Consider the following 13930-nt stretch of genomic DNA (forward strand, 5'->3'; position numbering starts at 1 on the left):
ACGAACGGCCCGTCCTGAAATTTGATGAGGGGATCATCGGCCGATTCGGGGCCGGCCGCTCGCTCTGCGCTATCGCGAGGCATGGCCGCTGGTCGACGGCGCCGCCGGCCGACTCTGGCCGGTGGCGCCGCGCCCGACAGCTACCACACCACGGGAAGTTTCTCCGGTCGGCCGATCGGAGCTGCAAGTTCGTAGCGCAGGTCCGCGAGCGGCACGGCCAGTCGTAGGGTCGGCATGAGGTCGATCAACGCGCGCAGCACTTCCGCGAGTTCCACCCGGGCCAGGTGTGCGCCGATGCAGTGGTGGGGACCGTGGCCGAAGGCCAGGTTCGCGACCGGCGGTCGGGTGAGGTCGAGGCGGTCAGGGTCGTCGTAGAGAGCCGGGTCGCGGTTGGTGGCGGCGAACGGGGCGATCGCGACCTCGCCTGTCCGGACGACGAAGTCGCCGAGGTCGACGTCTTCGGTGGCGACCCGCGGGAAAGTCATCGACAGCGGGTGGTAGCGCAAGAGCTCTTCGACGGCAGTCGGCATCAGTTCCGGGTCGGCGACGAGGGACGCCCAGTGTGACCGCTCCGCGAGCAGCGTGCCCACGGCGTTGGTAAGGACGCCCGCGGTGGTCTCGAAGCCGCCGATGAGCAGGGTGAGCGCCAGCGAGCGCAGTTCGTCCTCGCTGAGGCGGCCGTCATCGCTGTCGTGGGTAGTGATCAGGACGTCGAACAGCTTCGTCGCGGTTTCGCCGGCGGCGAGCTGCGCCTGGCGCTCACGGACCAGGGTGTCCATGTAGGCATGCAGAGCCTTCTGGCCGGCGGCGGCGGCCTCCCGGTCGACGGAGAAGCGGAACAGCGTCTCGGCCCAGGTGCGCACCTTGTCCTGGTCGATCTCCGGGACGCCGAGGAGGTGGCAGATCACTTCGACCGGGACCGCGGCGGCCACGTGTTTGCGGAAGTCGGCCGGTGCGGGGCCGGCAAGCATGGTCGCCACGTGTCGGCGGGCGGTCTCGGCGATCCAGGGCCGCAGGTGTTCGATGCGGCGATGGGCGAATCCGGTGGACACCAAGCGGCGAATCCGGGTGTGGTCCGGCGGGTCGAGCCACAGCAACGAGGTGCGATCGGGGATCTGCGCTCCCGTCAGCGGGGGGCGGAAGTCCAGCGTCCTGGTTCGGGAGAAGCGGTGGTCGCCGAGCATCGCCCGGGCGGGGGCGTGCCGCACGATGAGCCAGACGGGGAGCTGGCCGGGCCCGAAACGGACGCGGATGGCGGGTGCCCGCCTGGCGATCTCGGCCAGAGTGCCCGATGGCAGGGGGCTGAACGTGTCCGGGAAAGGAAAGAACGGCAGGTCCTGGTCCTGGGTCACGGTCTCAGTAACTGACATGAGAAGGAGTGGAATCCTTTCGCGATCGAGCTCCGTCCGTGCCAGGAAAGGCGTCTCGAGACACGGAGGCGGGCCGGGTCAAGGAACAGCGCGAGCCGGAAGCGAGGCGACGTAGCGACGAGGTCCCGGGACACGCCTGGACACAGGCAACCCCACCACCAGGTCGGGGATGCGCTGGACGCGATCAGCCGACTTGGTATAGACCTCACACCCCCTTGCCAGCCTTCACGCCGAAACAATACTGCCGATCATCGCCCCACCCATGAAACGTGAACATCCTCTCACCATTCATGACCAGCGACAGCCGGTGGATAGTAATCCACCGCCGAATATCAGAGCCAGGCAGGCCAGACGGTCATGACCGCATGATGCGTAGGGCGCGCAAGAAGAAAGATCATTGCCCGATGCGCCGGCGATCTCTGTACCGACGCGAGTGTCCGGCGTCAGGTCCGGCGTCAGGTCCGGCGTCAGGTCCGGCCGAAACGCTCGGTAGACATTGTCGTTCTGCAGCAGCGCGGGTTGCCGTTTGTCGGGTGGATCGCGCCCAGTCGGAAGGAGTGCGGGGCGAGCTGCAGGGCGAGTAGCTCGACGTACCTGGCGGCCAGCTGCTTCGCCGACGAGCAGCCGAGCCCGCCCGGCGCGCCGGGCGCATCCGCCGCCCCCTTGATCATTCCAGCGATCGAGCCGGTAACGATGATCGAGGATCCCTCGCCCCGCAGGGGATTGTCTCGGCGGACCGTCCGCCGCGCGGGGACCCAGTGGCTCCTCCGCCGCGGGCCGGGCGGCGAACCTGTCTTCCGGCTCCCCCGGCTCCTCCCGCTCCCCCGGCTCCGCGGCGGAGGTGTCGGCGAGGCCGCGCCCGTTCGGGCGTCACCAGCGGGCCGTGGGCTCTGTGTCCAGATTCAACGGGCGCGCATAGGAAAGGTCGCTGGTGTCCCAGGTCCCTTTCAGGAATCCCTTGAAGGCGCCGGAATTCAGGAACGACGCGTCAGCGGTGAAGGCCCATTCGACCGTGCAGCGCCGCAAGGTGATCTTCCAGGCGCCGTCGCGGCGCTCCAGCCGGTCCAGGTAGCGACCACCCATGAAAGCGAGGGTCTTGCCGTCCTTCCCGACCATCGCACCGATGACGTAGCTCTCGGCGTGTGCCTCGTCGCCGTCGATCTCGCAGGTGTGTGTCGTGATGTTGTGCAGGTGGTCGGCGAACACCATCGAGTGCCGCGTGTTGGCCCAGGCACCGTAGTCGGGGCCGGGGTTCACGTCTGGGCCGTGCTCGTCGATCCCGTCCGAGGCGTAGACGCTCGTCATCAGGTCGGCGTCGTGCCGGTCGTGGCCGCGGGCTTGCTTGTTGATGCAGTCGAGGATCTCGATCCGGTCCTTCACGTAGCGGATCTCGCGGCGTAGTTCCTCGAGCTCGCTTTCAGTGCTCATGCTGCTCCCTGTTGTCTGGGTTCGTGGTCTGGGTGGCCCAATCGATCTCCCAGTCCGTACCGGCTGCTAGCCATGGTCGTCTTCGTTCCCGAGTGGCAGATCGGAACGTTGCTGAGTCATGGTCATCACCTGAGGTGGTCATCCGGCGGCCCGGTGAGCCATTGGCTCACCGGATCCGGTTGAGGCGTACGTGGTGTTCGCGGGCGGTGATTGGAAGTCCCCGTCAGATGCCGGCGGGGCCAGGGCCGCCGTGGACGTAGAGGGTCTGGCCGGAACAGAAACTGGCGGCGTCAGAGGCGAAGAACAGGACGACGTTGCCGATCTCCTCGGGCTCTCCCAGGCGGCCGGAGCCGTTCATCAGGCCGATCGCTTCCGGGTCGAGGCCGTATCGGGCGGCGTCGTCGGTCAGGGTGGCGGCGCGGACCGCGCCGACGGCGACACAGTTCACCCGGATGCCCTTGCGGGTCCAGGCCGCAGCCATTGACGCAGTCAGGTTGTTCACGCCGGCCTTCATCGCGCCGTAGGGCGCGGCCTGCGGCATGCCGAGCAAGCTGGCACCCGAGGAGATGTTGACGATCGCGCCCCTGCCCTGCGCGAGCATCGGCACGGAGGCCGCGCGGGACAGGAACCAGACGGAGCCGAGGTTGAGCGCTACCACCTGGTGCCACTCATTCTCGGTCCACTTTCTGATCGACTTGGTCTCGGCGCCGCCGGCGCAGTTGACGAGGACGTCGAGCCGGCCGAACTCCGCCAGGGTGGTGTCGACGATCCGCTGACACTCCTCGGGCTTGGTGACATCAGCCGGCAGGGCAAGGGCGCGGCGGCCCAAGGCCTCGATCTCCTTGGCGGTGGACTCCAGCGGCTCCGAGCGTCGCGCCGAGAGCACCACATCGGCGCCGTACTCGGCCAACGCCAACGCCGAACCCCGACCGATCCCAGTCCCGCCCCCGGTGACGACCGCGACGCGACCCTCGAGCGAGAACCTGTCACTCACAGAATGGCTCCTCCGTTTGCGGCGATGACCTGGCCGGTGATGTAGCCCGCCGCGTCCGAGCACAGGAAGGCGCAGGTCGCGGCGATGTCGTCGGGCGTGCCTATCCTGCCGGCGGGGATCATCCGGGCGATGTGCTCGGTCTTCGGAAGATTCCGGCTGCTCTGCTGGCCGCGTAGCGACGGGGTGTCCACCGCGAACGGCGGGATGGTGTTGGCGGTGATGCCCCGGGCCGCGTACTCGAGCGCGACGGCCTTGGTGAGAGCGATCACGCCGCCCTTCGTCGCCGAGTAGTGGCCCTGGCGGGCCGTGCCGGTCTGCCCCGCCGCGGACGAGATCGTCACGACGCGGCCCCAGCCGGCCGCGGCCATGTCCTCGATCGCGGCCTGGACGCAGTGGAACGTGCCGGTCAGGTTCACCGCCAGGTAGCGGTTCCACAGGTCGACGGTGATTTCCTCAAACGGAGTGAACCCAGAGATCGCCGCGCTGGTCACGACGATCTGCACGGGCCCGAGCTCGGCCCGCACCCGGTCGAAAGCCGCGTCGACCGACGCGCGGTCCGAGACGTCGACCTCGACCGCCATCGCCGTCGCTCCGGCGGCGCGCAGGCCTTCCGCGGCGTCCTTAGCGGCAGCCCCGTTCAGGTCGAGAACCGCCACCTGCCGGCCTGCGTCGGCCAGGTGTTGGCAGATCGCCAGACCCAATCCCGACGCGCCACCCGTCACGACAGCTACCCGTGTCATACGAGTCGCTCCTTTCTCCGTCGGCCCAACGCCGACCGGCATGGACACAAAGACCAGTGACCGCCACGCGATCGCCATCACGTGGACTCGTTCGCTCAGCCGAGCTCAGGACGGTGCCTTCCCCGTCAGAAGGTGATGGGCAGCTTTGCGTAGCCGCGGACCGTGCTGGTGTGCAGGCGGACGGCGTTCGCGTCGTCGACGTCCCAGGTCGGGAAGCGGCGCAGGGTTTCCTCGATCGCCACTCGGCTCTCGAGGCGGGCCAAGCCCGCGCCGAGGCAGAAGTGGATCCCGTGACCGAACGACACATGGCTGTCGAATTCACGGTGGATGTCGTAGCGGTCTGGGTCGGGATACTTGCGCTCGTCTCGTCCGGCGGACGCGGTGAGCAGCAGGACCTTCGAGCCGGCCGGGATGGTGGTGCCGTGCAGCTCGACGTTCCGCGTGGTCATCCGTCCCTGGACGGGGGATGGCGCCTCGTAGCGCAGCGTCTCCTCGAGCGCCTTCCTGATCAGCAACGGATTGGCGACGATCTCAGCGCGCGCCTCGGAATGTTCGGCCAGCAGCGCGGCCGCCCAGCCGAGTAGGCGGGCCACCGTCTCCGTGCCGGCGCTCACCAGCAGGCTGGTGAAGTCGGCGGCCTCTGAGGTGGAGAGCCGACGAGTGCCGTTCTCGCCCCGTACCTCGGCCTGGGTGAGGGCGGTCATCATGTCGTCTCGTGGGTTGCGGCGCCGCGCCTCGAGCTGCTCGGAGAAGTACGTGTGCAGTTTGATCTGGGCGGCGAAGGAGATATCGTTGATCATCCCCTTCTCGCCGTCAATGTAGAGCGCCTCGTCGATCGTGCGCCGGATCTCCTCGCGGTCGGCCGGGTCGACGCCGATCAGCTCGGAGATCACCATCGACGGCAGCTGGGCCGCGAAGTCTTGGACGTAGTCGAAACCGCCGGAGCCGACCCGGTCGTCGAGCAGCCCGGCGGCGATCCGGCGGACCGTACCCTCCATCCCCCCGACCCGCCGCGGCGTGAAGGCCCTCGAGACCAGCACCCGCATCGTCGTGTGTGTCGGTGGGTCCATGAAAATCATCTGCCCGACGTTCATCGGCTCAGGCCCCATCAGCTCCAGCACCGTGCCGTGCGCCGAGCTGAACGTCACCGGGTCGAGGTGCGCCGCGTCGACATCCGTATGCCGGGACAACGCGAAGAAGTCGAACCTGTCGTTGCGGTACACCGGCGCGTAGTCGCGCATACGGCGCCACACCGGATACGGGTCGACGTCGATCACCTTGTCGAACGGATCCCAGTAGAGATCCTCCATGGTCTCCGCCTCCTTAAAGTAACGCCCACTCGGCGGCCGACTTGTCGAAATCGGGCACGGACCGGCCGGTCCGGGACTCGGCCGTGACAATGCCGGCCGGAGGCGCGCCGAGAAGTTCAGGCGGAGTGGACAGCGGAGTGGACATTGGTCGCTGGCCGTCTCAGCCGATGGCGGCGGGCATGGAATCCCATCCCCGGACCGTCGAGGTGGGCGCGCGGCGGGCGCCGGCCAGGTCCACCTCCCACGTTGGGAAGCGCTTGAGGACCTCCTCGAGGGCGATGCGCCCCTCGAGGCGCGCGAGGCCGGCACCCAGGCAGAAGTGCGCGCCGTGACCGAACGTCACGAGCTGGCGCAGGTCGCGGTGGATGTCGAACCGCTCCGGGTCGGGGAACTGGCGCTCGTCGTGGTTGGCCGACGACAGCATGAGCAGCAACGCACTGCCAGCCGGAACCATCTGCCCGTGGTACTCGACGTCCTCGCTGACATAGCGCGCCACGTGTGGGCCAGGCGGCTCGAAGCGCAACAACTCCTCGATCGCACGCGGGATGAGCGTCGGATCCGCGACCAGCTCGCGGCGCTGGTCAGGATGCTCGGCCAGCACCTTGCCCATCCAGCCGAACAGCCGGCCGGTGGTCTCGACGCCGGCACCGGCGATCACCCCGACGAAGATCTGGACCTCCTGCCGGGTCAGCCGCCGGACCTCCCCCGACAGGTCGGCGAACTCCAGGGTGAGCAACTCGGTAATGATGTCGTCCGAGGGGTTCTCGGCCCGCCACGTCACATATTCGGTGTAGTTCCCTCCGTCGAAGTACTTCTCCCTGGTGACCGGCAGCGGTTCACCCGGCCGGTTGCGCAGGGCGCGCTGGGCAGTCGACCGCAGCGACGGCTGCTCCGAGTCGGGGATACCGAACAGCATGCCGATGGTGCGCATCGGCAGCTCGGCGCCGAGGTCGAGCACGAAGTCGAACCGACCCTCGCCCACTAGCGGGTCCAGACAGGCCGCACAGAAGGCCCGCACCTTCTCCTCGAGCGCTTTGATCTTTCTCGGCGTGAACATCCGGGACACCAGCACGCGATGGATGGTGTGCAACGGCGGATCCTCGTTGATGAAGATTCCCGGCGGCATGACGGGCGCGGCCTTGACGACCTCGAGGATGTCGCCCTTCGTCGAGGTCAGACGTCTGAGGTCCTTGAGCGCCGCAACGACGTCGTCGTAACGGCTGAGCCCCCAGAAGTCGAGACGCTCGTTGTAGTACAGCGGCGCCTCGTCACGCAGCCGCCGGTACACGGGATACGGATCCGCGTCGATCTCGACGTCGTACGGGTCGTAGTAGAGGTCGCCTGCGCCCACTGCCTGGCCTCCCTGGACATCTTTGCACGAATGTACAGCATCGCTCCATACGCTCGTACAGTCCAGCGTTACGCAGGCCAGACCGGCTCGACGCGCGGCGCGCCCCCGGCTCCACCGACCACTGACGACGCCAGCCGAGCATGGGTACCTAACCAATGGAGAGAAGCAATGACCGCGGCGACGCAGGGCGCACGTGTCCCGGAGGTGACCGAGCACACCGTCGTCGCGTCGGCATCCGCGCTACTGCCGGCTGGGCGTGGAGGTCACCAGGATCGAGCACGTCGAGCGGGGCGACGCGATGCGCGCACTCGGCTCCACGGGCGCGGCGACCATCTCCTCCGAGGTCCATGTGCCGTGCCGCTCGAGCACTTGAACAGAGGCAAGCGCAGCCTGGGCCTCGACCCCGCCTCCTCCAAGATCCTGGATATCCTCACAATCTGGCGGCGCAGTCAGATGTGTTCCTGACCAACAAGCTGCCGAGCGTCCACGCCAAACTGAAGATCGACCCTGACAATGTCCGCCCGCACAACCCGGACATCGTCTGCGTGCGTGGCACCGGTCAGGGCGAACGCGGGTCACATTCCCTGGTACGGGCCGACTCAGAACGTCACCGGCTCGTGGAGGCAAACATCATACCCTATGGCCTGCCGCGGCGCATCGTGACGACCGCGCATTCTCCTGATCGTGCGCCATCTCCTGGGCCGTCTGGTCTGGGACGTTAGCATGTCAGCGTCGGGGATCACGGATGGCCTCAGTCGGACGCCGGACGTGCCGACGAGTGGAACACGGTCCTGAAAGGCTCAATATGACAACACCCCGTCGAGTCGGAGCAGAGACGTCCAAGAAACGCGCGGACTTGTTGGACTGCGCCGAACGGCTGATGCTCAGCGAGGGATACGCCGCGGTCACCTATCGAGGGGTGGCGTCCAAGGCCGGGGTGACACCTGGACTTGTCCAGTACTACTTCCCGATGCAGGACGACCTGTTCCTCGCTCTGGTCCGGCGCCGCACCGAGCAGACCGTCGGGGCGCTGGCCGACGCACTCGAGACCGACCAACCCCTGCGGGCGCTTTGGAACTTCGCCAACAACAGTACCGCCGCGGCCCTCATAGTGGAACTTACCGCGCTGGCGAACCACCGTAAAGCAATCCAAGCAGAGATTGCCGCCGTAGGCGAGAAGGTGCGGAAGATGGTGCTTGCCGCACTATCCAGATCAACAAACGACTATACGATACCCTTGGGTCAGATCTCTCCCGAGGCGCTCGTTTTCCTCGTCACCAATAGCCCGCGAATGATCCACACGGAGAAGGCCGTCGGCATGTCCACTTCCCACGTAGAGACTGTCGACTTTCTCCAGCAGTACCTGGACAGAGTCGAGCCCTGGCCGGCATCGAACAACCCGTCTACACCAGCATCGGTGACGAAGCGGGCCGACCAAGGCCTCATCTCGGACGACGATGACGGATCTCGTCGCTGATCTGAGGTGCTCGTCCTGCTCGGCGACTGACGCACCAAGTCTAATCTGGTTCCTGGTGGAACCTGGCCGCGGATCCAACGGCCCGTCGCCGCTTCATGTCGCGAGGAGCTCGCGCAGAAGGTCGGTAGTTCGGCCTACCGAGGCGGCGCGGGCGTCTCTTGTCTCGCCGACGGGCACGATGTTGGCCCAGACGTCGGTCGCGCCAGCGTCGACGAGGGCCTGCAACTGCGACCGGACCGAGTCCTCGGCGCCGACAATGGCAGCTTCGGCCGGGTGGTCGGCGCCGCCGATGGCAAGGATGCGCTGGTAGTTCGGCATCCCCGCGTAGGCGGCCGCGGTAGCCGCGGTGGCCGTGCGGGCCTCGGTCACGTCGTCGTGCACCGCGACGGGCAGCCCGGCCACGATCCGCGGCGCCGGGCGCCCGGCGGCGGCCGCTGCCGCATGGATGCGGGGCACGACGTGGGTCTCGATCGCGCGCGGCGGGGCCATCCACAACACGGCGCCGTCAGCGACCTCTCCGGCTACCCGCAGCAGACGCGGACCGAGCGCCGCCAGCAGGACGGTCACCGGGTGCGCGACCCTGGCCATCCGACCGCCTTCGCTGCGCGTCGACCAGTCCTCCCCCTTGAAGTCGACGTCCTCGCCACGCAAGAGCGCGGCGAGGATCGTCAGGTACTCCTCGGTATTGCGACCGGGGTGCTCGTACGACAGGCCGTAAACATCGCGGACCAGCGACTCGTGGGACGGGCCGATCCCAAGAGTGAAGCCTGGCCGGCCCATCGCCGCGACGACGGAGGCGGCCCGGTTCGCCTGCAGCAGCGGGTGGCATGGGTATGTCTGGAGGACGGCGGTGCCAAGTTCGATCGTCGAGGTCTCCCGCCCGGCCAACGCCATCGCGACCAGCGGGTCACCGGTGACGATGCTGGCGTACCACAACGCGTGGAAACCGTCAGCCTCTGCCTGCCGGGCCTGCTGGATGATCTTGTCGGGCGTCGACGCGCCGCCCGTCAGACCGATACGCACGGATGCCTCCCAGGGTCGGACACGCGGGGAGCCGCCAGCGGCGCCCACCGATCGAAAACATGACTCTCAGTCTTCATAGTCACCCTCTTATACATGCGTATGGCGGTCGACGCACGCCGTCCGATGCCCTGCCGGCAGGTTTGATCAACGAGCCCGCGCCGGCGCCCAGGCCGGGCTGCCACCACTCGCGGAGAGCAACACATGCCCGATGACGAGCCCGACGACCTCAACCGCAAGTCCAGTGCCCGATGGAGGCGAGGCACGCTCCGGCCGCGGACCCGTTGCACGTCGCGGCCGCCCTCCCCCAGCCGATCCCAGCACCACGAGACACTCTCCCGTCACGCCCGCCGCAGACTGCTGTACAGACGCGCAAACCTCTGCTATACAGATGCGCAACGACCCGTTGTGCGGGTAGGAAGACTTGCCGGACATTTGTGCGGCGAGGCGGTAGACGGTCGTCTGGGCGTGTTCACCCACCGACCGTCGCACGAGTCCCGACGAGGCGCAGGCAGAATGGCCTCGCGCGTTATGGAAATGTATCGGAGGGAAAGACGATGGCAACAATCGACGCTGGCGGTTCGGGCGGTCTGGCGGAAAAAGTGATTTCCTACGACGCCACGGTCCGGAGCGTCGTAGCGATGGCCAAGGATCCCGGATTCACTCCTGAAAACTGGGCCCCGCTCGCGGAGTTCGTGGCGGTGGACGAGTTCGAGCGGGTCGGGACCTGGCTCGAGGTATCAAACTGGCAGGAGTACACCGAGTTCCTGACCAAGTGGGCGACCAGCTCGGCATTCGACACCACTTTGCTGCGGATCTCCGAGCTACCCGGTCTCGTGTACTACGAGGTCGAAGAGCGTCATCAGCGTCAGGACGGCACGCTTGACGTGGTCCGCTCGCTTTCTGTGTTCGTTTTCAACGAGGAAGGCAAGATCTGCAATCTTGAAGTATTCCTCCAGCAGCCCCGCTGACACCGCCTAGACCCCGGCCTTGCCGGTCCAGCATAGGTCAGCCTGAAGACATTCCGAGAGGAGTGGCACGGTGAGCGGTGCCGAAGATGTGGATTTCTTCACGGACTCCGCGCTCGTCGCGAATCCGTATCCCTACTTCGACGAGCTTCGGGCGCAGTGCCCGGTGCACGCCGTGAAGCACCCGAACGTCGTGGCGGTGACCGGCTACGACGAGGCCGTCGAGGTCTATGCCAACAGCGCCGCGTTCTCGTCCTGTAACGCCGTGTCGGGGCCGTTCCCTGGCCTGCCGGTGCGGGCCGAGGGTGACGACATCAGCGAGCTGATCGAGCAATATCGCGATCAGCTGCCGATGAGCGATCTCCTGGTGAACCTGGACGAGCCTGCCCACCATGCGCAGCGCGCTCTTCTCCGGAGCCTGCTGACTCCGAGGCGGTTGAAGAACAACGAGGCCACGATGTGGCGGCTGGCGGACAGCTACATCGACAAGTTCATCGAGGCCGGCACGTTCGAGGTGATGAAAGACTACGCCAAGCCGTTCTCGCTGCTCGTGATCGCCGACCTCCTCGGGGTCCCGGAGGACGATCGCGAGGAGTTCGGTGCCAGGCTGGGAGCCGAGAAGCCTGCGCCCGGAGTCGGCGAGGACACGCAGAAGGTGTCGAACAACCCGTTGGAGTTCCTGCACGAGCGGTTCTCGACTTACATCGAGGAGCGGCGGCGTAAGCCGCGGGTGGACGTGTTGACCGATCTGGCGACTGTCACCTACAAGGGCGGTTCGATACCGGAGATCGAGGTAGTCGTTGGTCTCGCCACGTTTCTGTTCGCGGCCGGCCAGGACACGACGGCCCGGTTGATCACCTCCGCGATGCGGGTCCTGGCGGAGAATCCGGACGTCCAGCGGCGGCTGCGGGAGGACCGTGCGCGGATCCCGGACTTCCTGGAGGAGACGTTGCGGACCGAGAGCCCGACCATGAGCGACTTCAGGCTCACCCGTGTCACGACGACCGTCGGCGGGCAGCGCATTCCCGCCGGCACGACCGTGATGATCCACCCCGGCGCCGCCAACCGCGACCCCCGTAGGTTCACCGATCCCGAGGCCTTCCGGCTGGATCGGGACAACGCAGGGGAGCACATCGCGTTCGGCCGCGGCGCGCACTCCTGCCCGGGAGGGCCGCTGGCGCGCGCCGAGGGCAGGGTGAGCATCGAGCGCTTCCTCGACCGCATGACCGACATCCGGGTCTCGGAGGCTGCGCACGGGCCGGCCGTGTCCCGCAGGTACGAGTACGAGCCGTCCTTCATCCTGCGCGGCCTGCGCGGGCTGCAGCTCGATTTCACTCCGGTGCGCTGAGCGGTCTCGTCGCACGTGAGGACGTCGGAGCAGAGGTCGCCGGGTGGCCGTGGAAGGAGATCAAGGTGAGCAGAGTTGCCGTCGTGACCGGTGGTGCGTCGGGCATTGGCCTGGCGGTCAGTCAACGGCTGGCCGCCCGCGGAGACAAGGTGGCCGTGCTCGACATCCAGGGCGAAGCCGCACAGCAAACCGCGAAGAGCCTGCAAGCACAAGGGTTCGGCGCGCTCGGTCTGGCGGTCGACGTCAGCGACCGCGACGGCGTCGACGCCGGTATGCAGGCGGTCCGGGATGCCTTCGGCCCAATCGAGATTCTGGTCACCAGCGCCGGTGTCACCTCGCTGTGCCCCTTCACCGAGATCTCGCTGGAGAGATGGAACCTCCTGCTGGCCGTCAACATGACAGGGACGTTCAACTGCGCGCAGAACGTCATCCCAGACATGGTCGAAGCCGGCTGGGGCCGGATCGTGACGATCTCCTCGGTTGCCGGGCAGGCCGGCGCCGCGAACCAGGCCGACTACGTCGCGTCGAAGAGCGGGCTCATCGGCCTGACCAAAGCGCTGGCAAAGGAGTTCGCGCCGCACGGCATCACCGTCAACACCATCCCTCCCGCGCTGGTCGACACGCCTATGGCCCGCGCCGCGGAAGCGGCCGGGACCTTGCCGGGGGTCGACATCGTCGGCGCCGCCACACCGCTACGCAGGGTCGGTACGCCAGAGGACATCGCCGCAGCCTGCGCGTTCCTGTGCTCGGATGACGGCAGCTACATCACCGGCCAGCAGATCGGCGTCAACGGCGGAACGTACATGTAGCTGGTGGCGACGGCATGGTTGATGCCTCGTACAGGTCTGGCCGGCCTGATGCGTATAGCCTTGCCTCCCAGCATGCGGACGGTCCGGGAGACAGGGCCAGGGCGTAGCCGTTGTCGGCTCGTGACCGTTCCCGCGGCACGATCGCGAAGGGTGGCGGATGGCATCACCACGTCGGGTCGGCGCGGAGACCTCCAAGACCCGCGCCATGCTGTTGGACCGCACCGAGCAGATCATGCTCCACGAGGGCTACGCGGCGGTGACCTACCGGGGCGTAGCCGCCAGGGCCGGGGTCGCTCCCGGGCTGGTCCAGTACTACTTCCCGACATTTAACGATCTTTTCCTCGCAATCGTCCGGCGCCGCACCGAGCAGAGCCTGGAATGGCTGACAGAGTTGCTCCGGGCAGGTCAACCCCTGCGAGCCCTCTGGACGTATGTCAGTGACAAGACCGGATCGGCCCTGACCGCTGAACTCATGGCGCTCGCCAACCACCACAAGAAGATCCGGGCAGAGATGGCCGAGTCGGGTGAACGGATCCGCGCCCTTGTGCTCGATGCGCTGTCCGAATCGTCGAGTAGCTACGGGGGCCCACAGCAGGTCGTCCCGCCCGACGTGGTCGCGTTCCTCATATCGGGCGCCTTTCGGCTGATCGCCAGTGAGGAGTCGGTCGGCATGTCCACCTCCCATGCAGAGACGGCCAGTTTCATCGAGTGGTACCTGGACCAGTTCGAACCTCGGCACCCGGACGGAAGCCAGGGGGCAACCCCTAGCCCGGCGGCGGTCGTCGAAGCGGATTAGCCGCTCGCCAGACCGGCTATGACGCAGATCACGGGCCAAACACCCGTGACGCGGGATTCGTGGTTCAGTTCGGCGGCTGCTCCCGGTGCATACGCTCACGGTCATCACCCCGAAACTGGCGATAAGCCGGACGGGGCGTCAGAAGGACAGTTGACGTCGTAGGGGCCGGCTGCGCCGAGGGCGTTGAAGGCAGCGTCCAACATTCGCTCCTGCTCCAGACCCACAACCGGCCCGCTAGTCGCCGCGTAAGCCGATGCACGGGCCGGACGGGGTACTTGGTGAGCGCGGACAACAGTTCTACGAGGCCGGCAACCCGCCG

Annotated in this window: 13 protein-coding genes and 1 pseudogene; 6 read left to right on the plus strand and 8 right to left on the minus strand. The window is 67.2% G+C overall.

The features are described from left to right. Positions 1-140 precede the first annotated feature (140 nt). From FRCN3DRAFT_RS0224625 to FRCN3DRAFT_RS0224655, 7 genes are all read right to left on the minus strand, one after another. Positions 141-1370: a cytochrome P450 gene (locus FRCN3DRAFT_RS0224625; protein WP_007510767.1), complete on the minus strand. Its 1230-nt coding sequence runs from the start codon at positions 1368-1370 to the stop codon at positions 141-143. Between the two features lie 467 nt (positions 1371-1837). Continuing rightward, positions 1838-2041, minus strand: a complete 204-nt coding sequence (locus tag FRCN3DRAFT_RS0224630) for a hypothetical protein (RefSeq protein WP_027140896.1) — start codon at positions 2039-2041, stop codon at positions 1838-1840. 199 nt (positions 2042-2240) lie between these two features. Further along, positions 2241-2798, minus strand: coding sequence for a nuclear transport factor 2 family protein (locus tag FRCN3DRAFT_RS0224635; RefSeq protein ID WP_007510766.1), 558 nt, complete (start codon positions 2796-2798; stop codon positions 2241-2243). 223 nt (positions 2799-3021) lie between these two features. Further along, entirely contained in the window at positions 3022-3792 is a 771-nt protein-coding gene (locus tag FRCN3DRAFT_RS0224640) for an SDR family NAD(P)-dependent oxidoreductase (RefSeq protein ID WP_007510765.1), read from the minus strand. Beyond that, entirely contained in the window at positions 3789-4532 is a 744-nt protein-coding gene (locus FRCN3DRAFT_RS0224645) for an SDR family NAD(P)-dependent oxidoreductase (RefSeq protein WP_007510764.1), read from the minus strand. The genes FRCN3DRAFT_RS0224640 and FRCN3DRAFT_RS0224645 overlap by 4 nt, the downstream gene beginning before the upstream one ends. A gap of 125 nt (positions 4533-4657) precedes the next feature. Continuing rightward, on the minus strand, positions 4658-5842 hold the full coding sequence (locus tag FRCN3DRAFT_RS0224650) for a cytochrome P450 (RefSeq protein ID WP_007510763.1): 1185 nt from the start codon (positions 5840-5842) through the stop codon (positions 4658-4660). Positions 5843-6002: 160 nt separating this feature from the next. Then, entirely contained in the window at positions 6003-7193 is a 1191-nt protein-coding gene (locus tag FRCN3DRAFT_RS0224655) for a cytochrome P450 (RefSeq protein ID WP_007510762.1), read from the minus strand. A gap of 168 nt (positions 7194-7361) precedes the next feature. Between FRCN3DRAFT_RS0224655 and FRCN3DRAFT_RS51815 the strand changes: the two are divergent. Both FRCN3DRAFT_RS51815 and FRCN3DRAFT_RS0224665 read left to right on the plus strand, forming a co-directional pair. Continuing rightward, positions 7362-7768: pseudogene (locus tag FRCN3DRAFT_RS51815) on the plus strand (CoA transferase); the annotation flags it as partial. A gap of 230 nt (positions 7769-7998) precedes the next feature. Then, complete coding sequence (locus tag FRCN3DRAFT_RS0224665; protein WP_007510760.1) at positions 7999-8670, plus strand: TetR/AcrR family transcriptional regulator; 672 nt, start codon at positions 7999-8001, stop codon at positions 8668-8670. 93 nt (positions 8671-8763) lie between these two features. Here the strand turns inward: FRCN3DRAFT_RS0224665 and FRCN3DRAFT_RS0224670 are convergent, their stop codons facing one another. Next, the gene (locus FRCN3DRAFT_RS0224670; protein ID WP_007510759.1) at positions 8764-9693 is read right to left on the minus strand and encodes a TIGR03564 family F420-dependent LLM class oxidoreductase; all 930 of its coding nucleotides are present in this window, start codon (positions 9691-9693) and stop codon (positions 8764-8766) included. A 554-nt stretch (positions 9694-10247) separates the two neighbouring features. Between FRCN3DRAFT_RS0224670 and FRCN3DRAFT_RS46060 the strand changes: the two genes are divergently transcribed. From FRCN3DRAFT_RS46060 to FRCN3DRAFT_RS0224690, 4 genes are all read left to right on the plus strand, one after another. Beyond that, positions 10248-10661, plus strand: coding sequence for a hypothetical protein (locus tag FRCN3DRAFT_RS46060; RefSeq protein ID WP_007510758.1), 414 nt, complete (start codon positions 10248-10250; stop codon positions 10659-10661). Between the two features lie 70 nt (positions 10662-10731). Next, positions 10732-12006 carry a cytochrome P450 gene (locus tag FRCN3DRAFT_RS0224680; protein WP_007510757.1) on the plus strand — a complete coding sequence of 425 codons (1275 nt, stop codon included), beginning with the start codon at positions 10732-10734 and terminating at the stop codon, positions 12004-12006. A gap of 65 nt (positions 12007-12071) precedes the next feature. Next, entirely contained in the window at positions 12072-12815 is a 744-nt protein-coding gene (locus tag FRCN3DRAFT_RS0224685) for an SDR family NAD(P)-dependent oxidoreductase (RefSeq protein WP_007510755.1), read from the plus strand. Between the two features lie 157 nt (positions 12816-12972). Then, the gene (locus FRCN3DRAFT_RS0224690) at positions 12973-13611 is read left to right on the plus strand and encodes a TetR/AcrR family transcriptional regulator (protein WP_007510752.1); all 639 of its coding nucleotides are present in this window, start codon (positions 12973-12975) and stop codon (positions 13609-13611) included. Positions 13612-13930: the final 319 nt, after the last annotated feature.

Source organism: Pseudofrankia saprophytica (genome assembly GCF_000235425.2).
GTDB classification, from domain to species: Bacteria; Actinomycetota; Actinomycetes; order Frankiales; family Frankiaceae; genus Pseudofrankia; species Pseudofrankia saprophytica.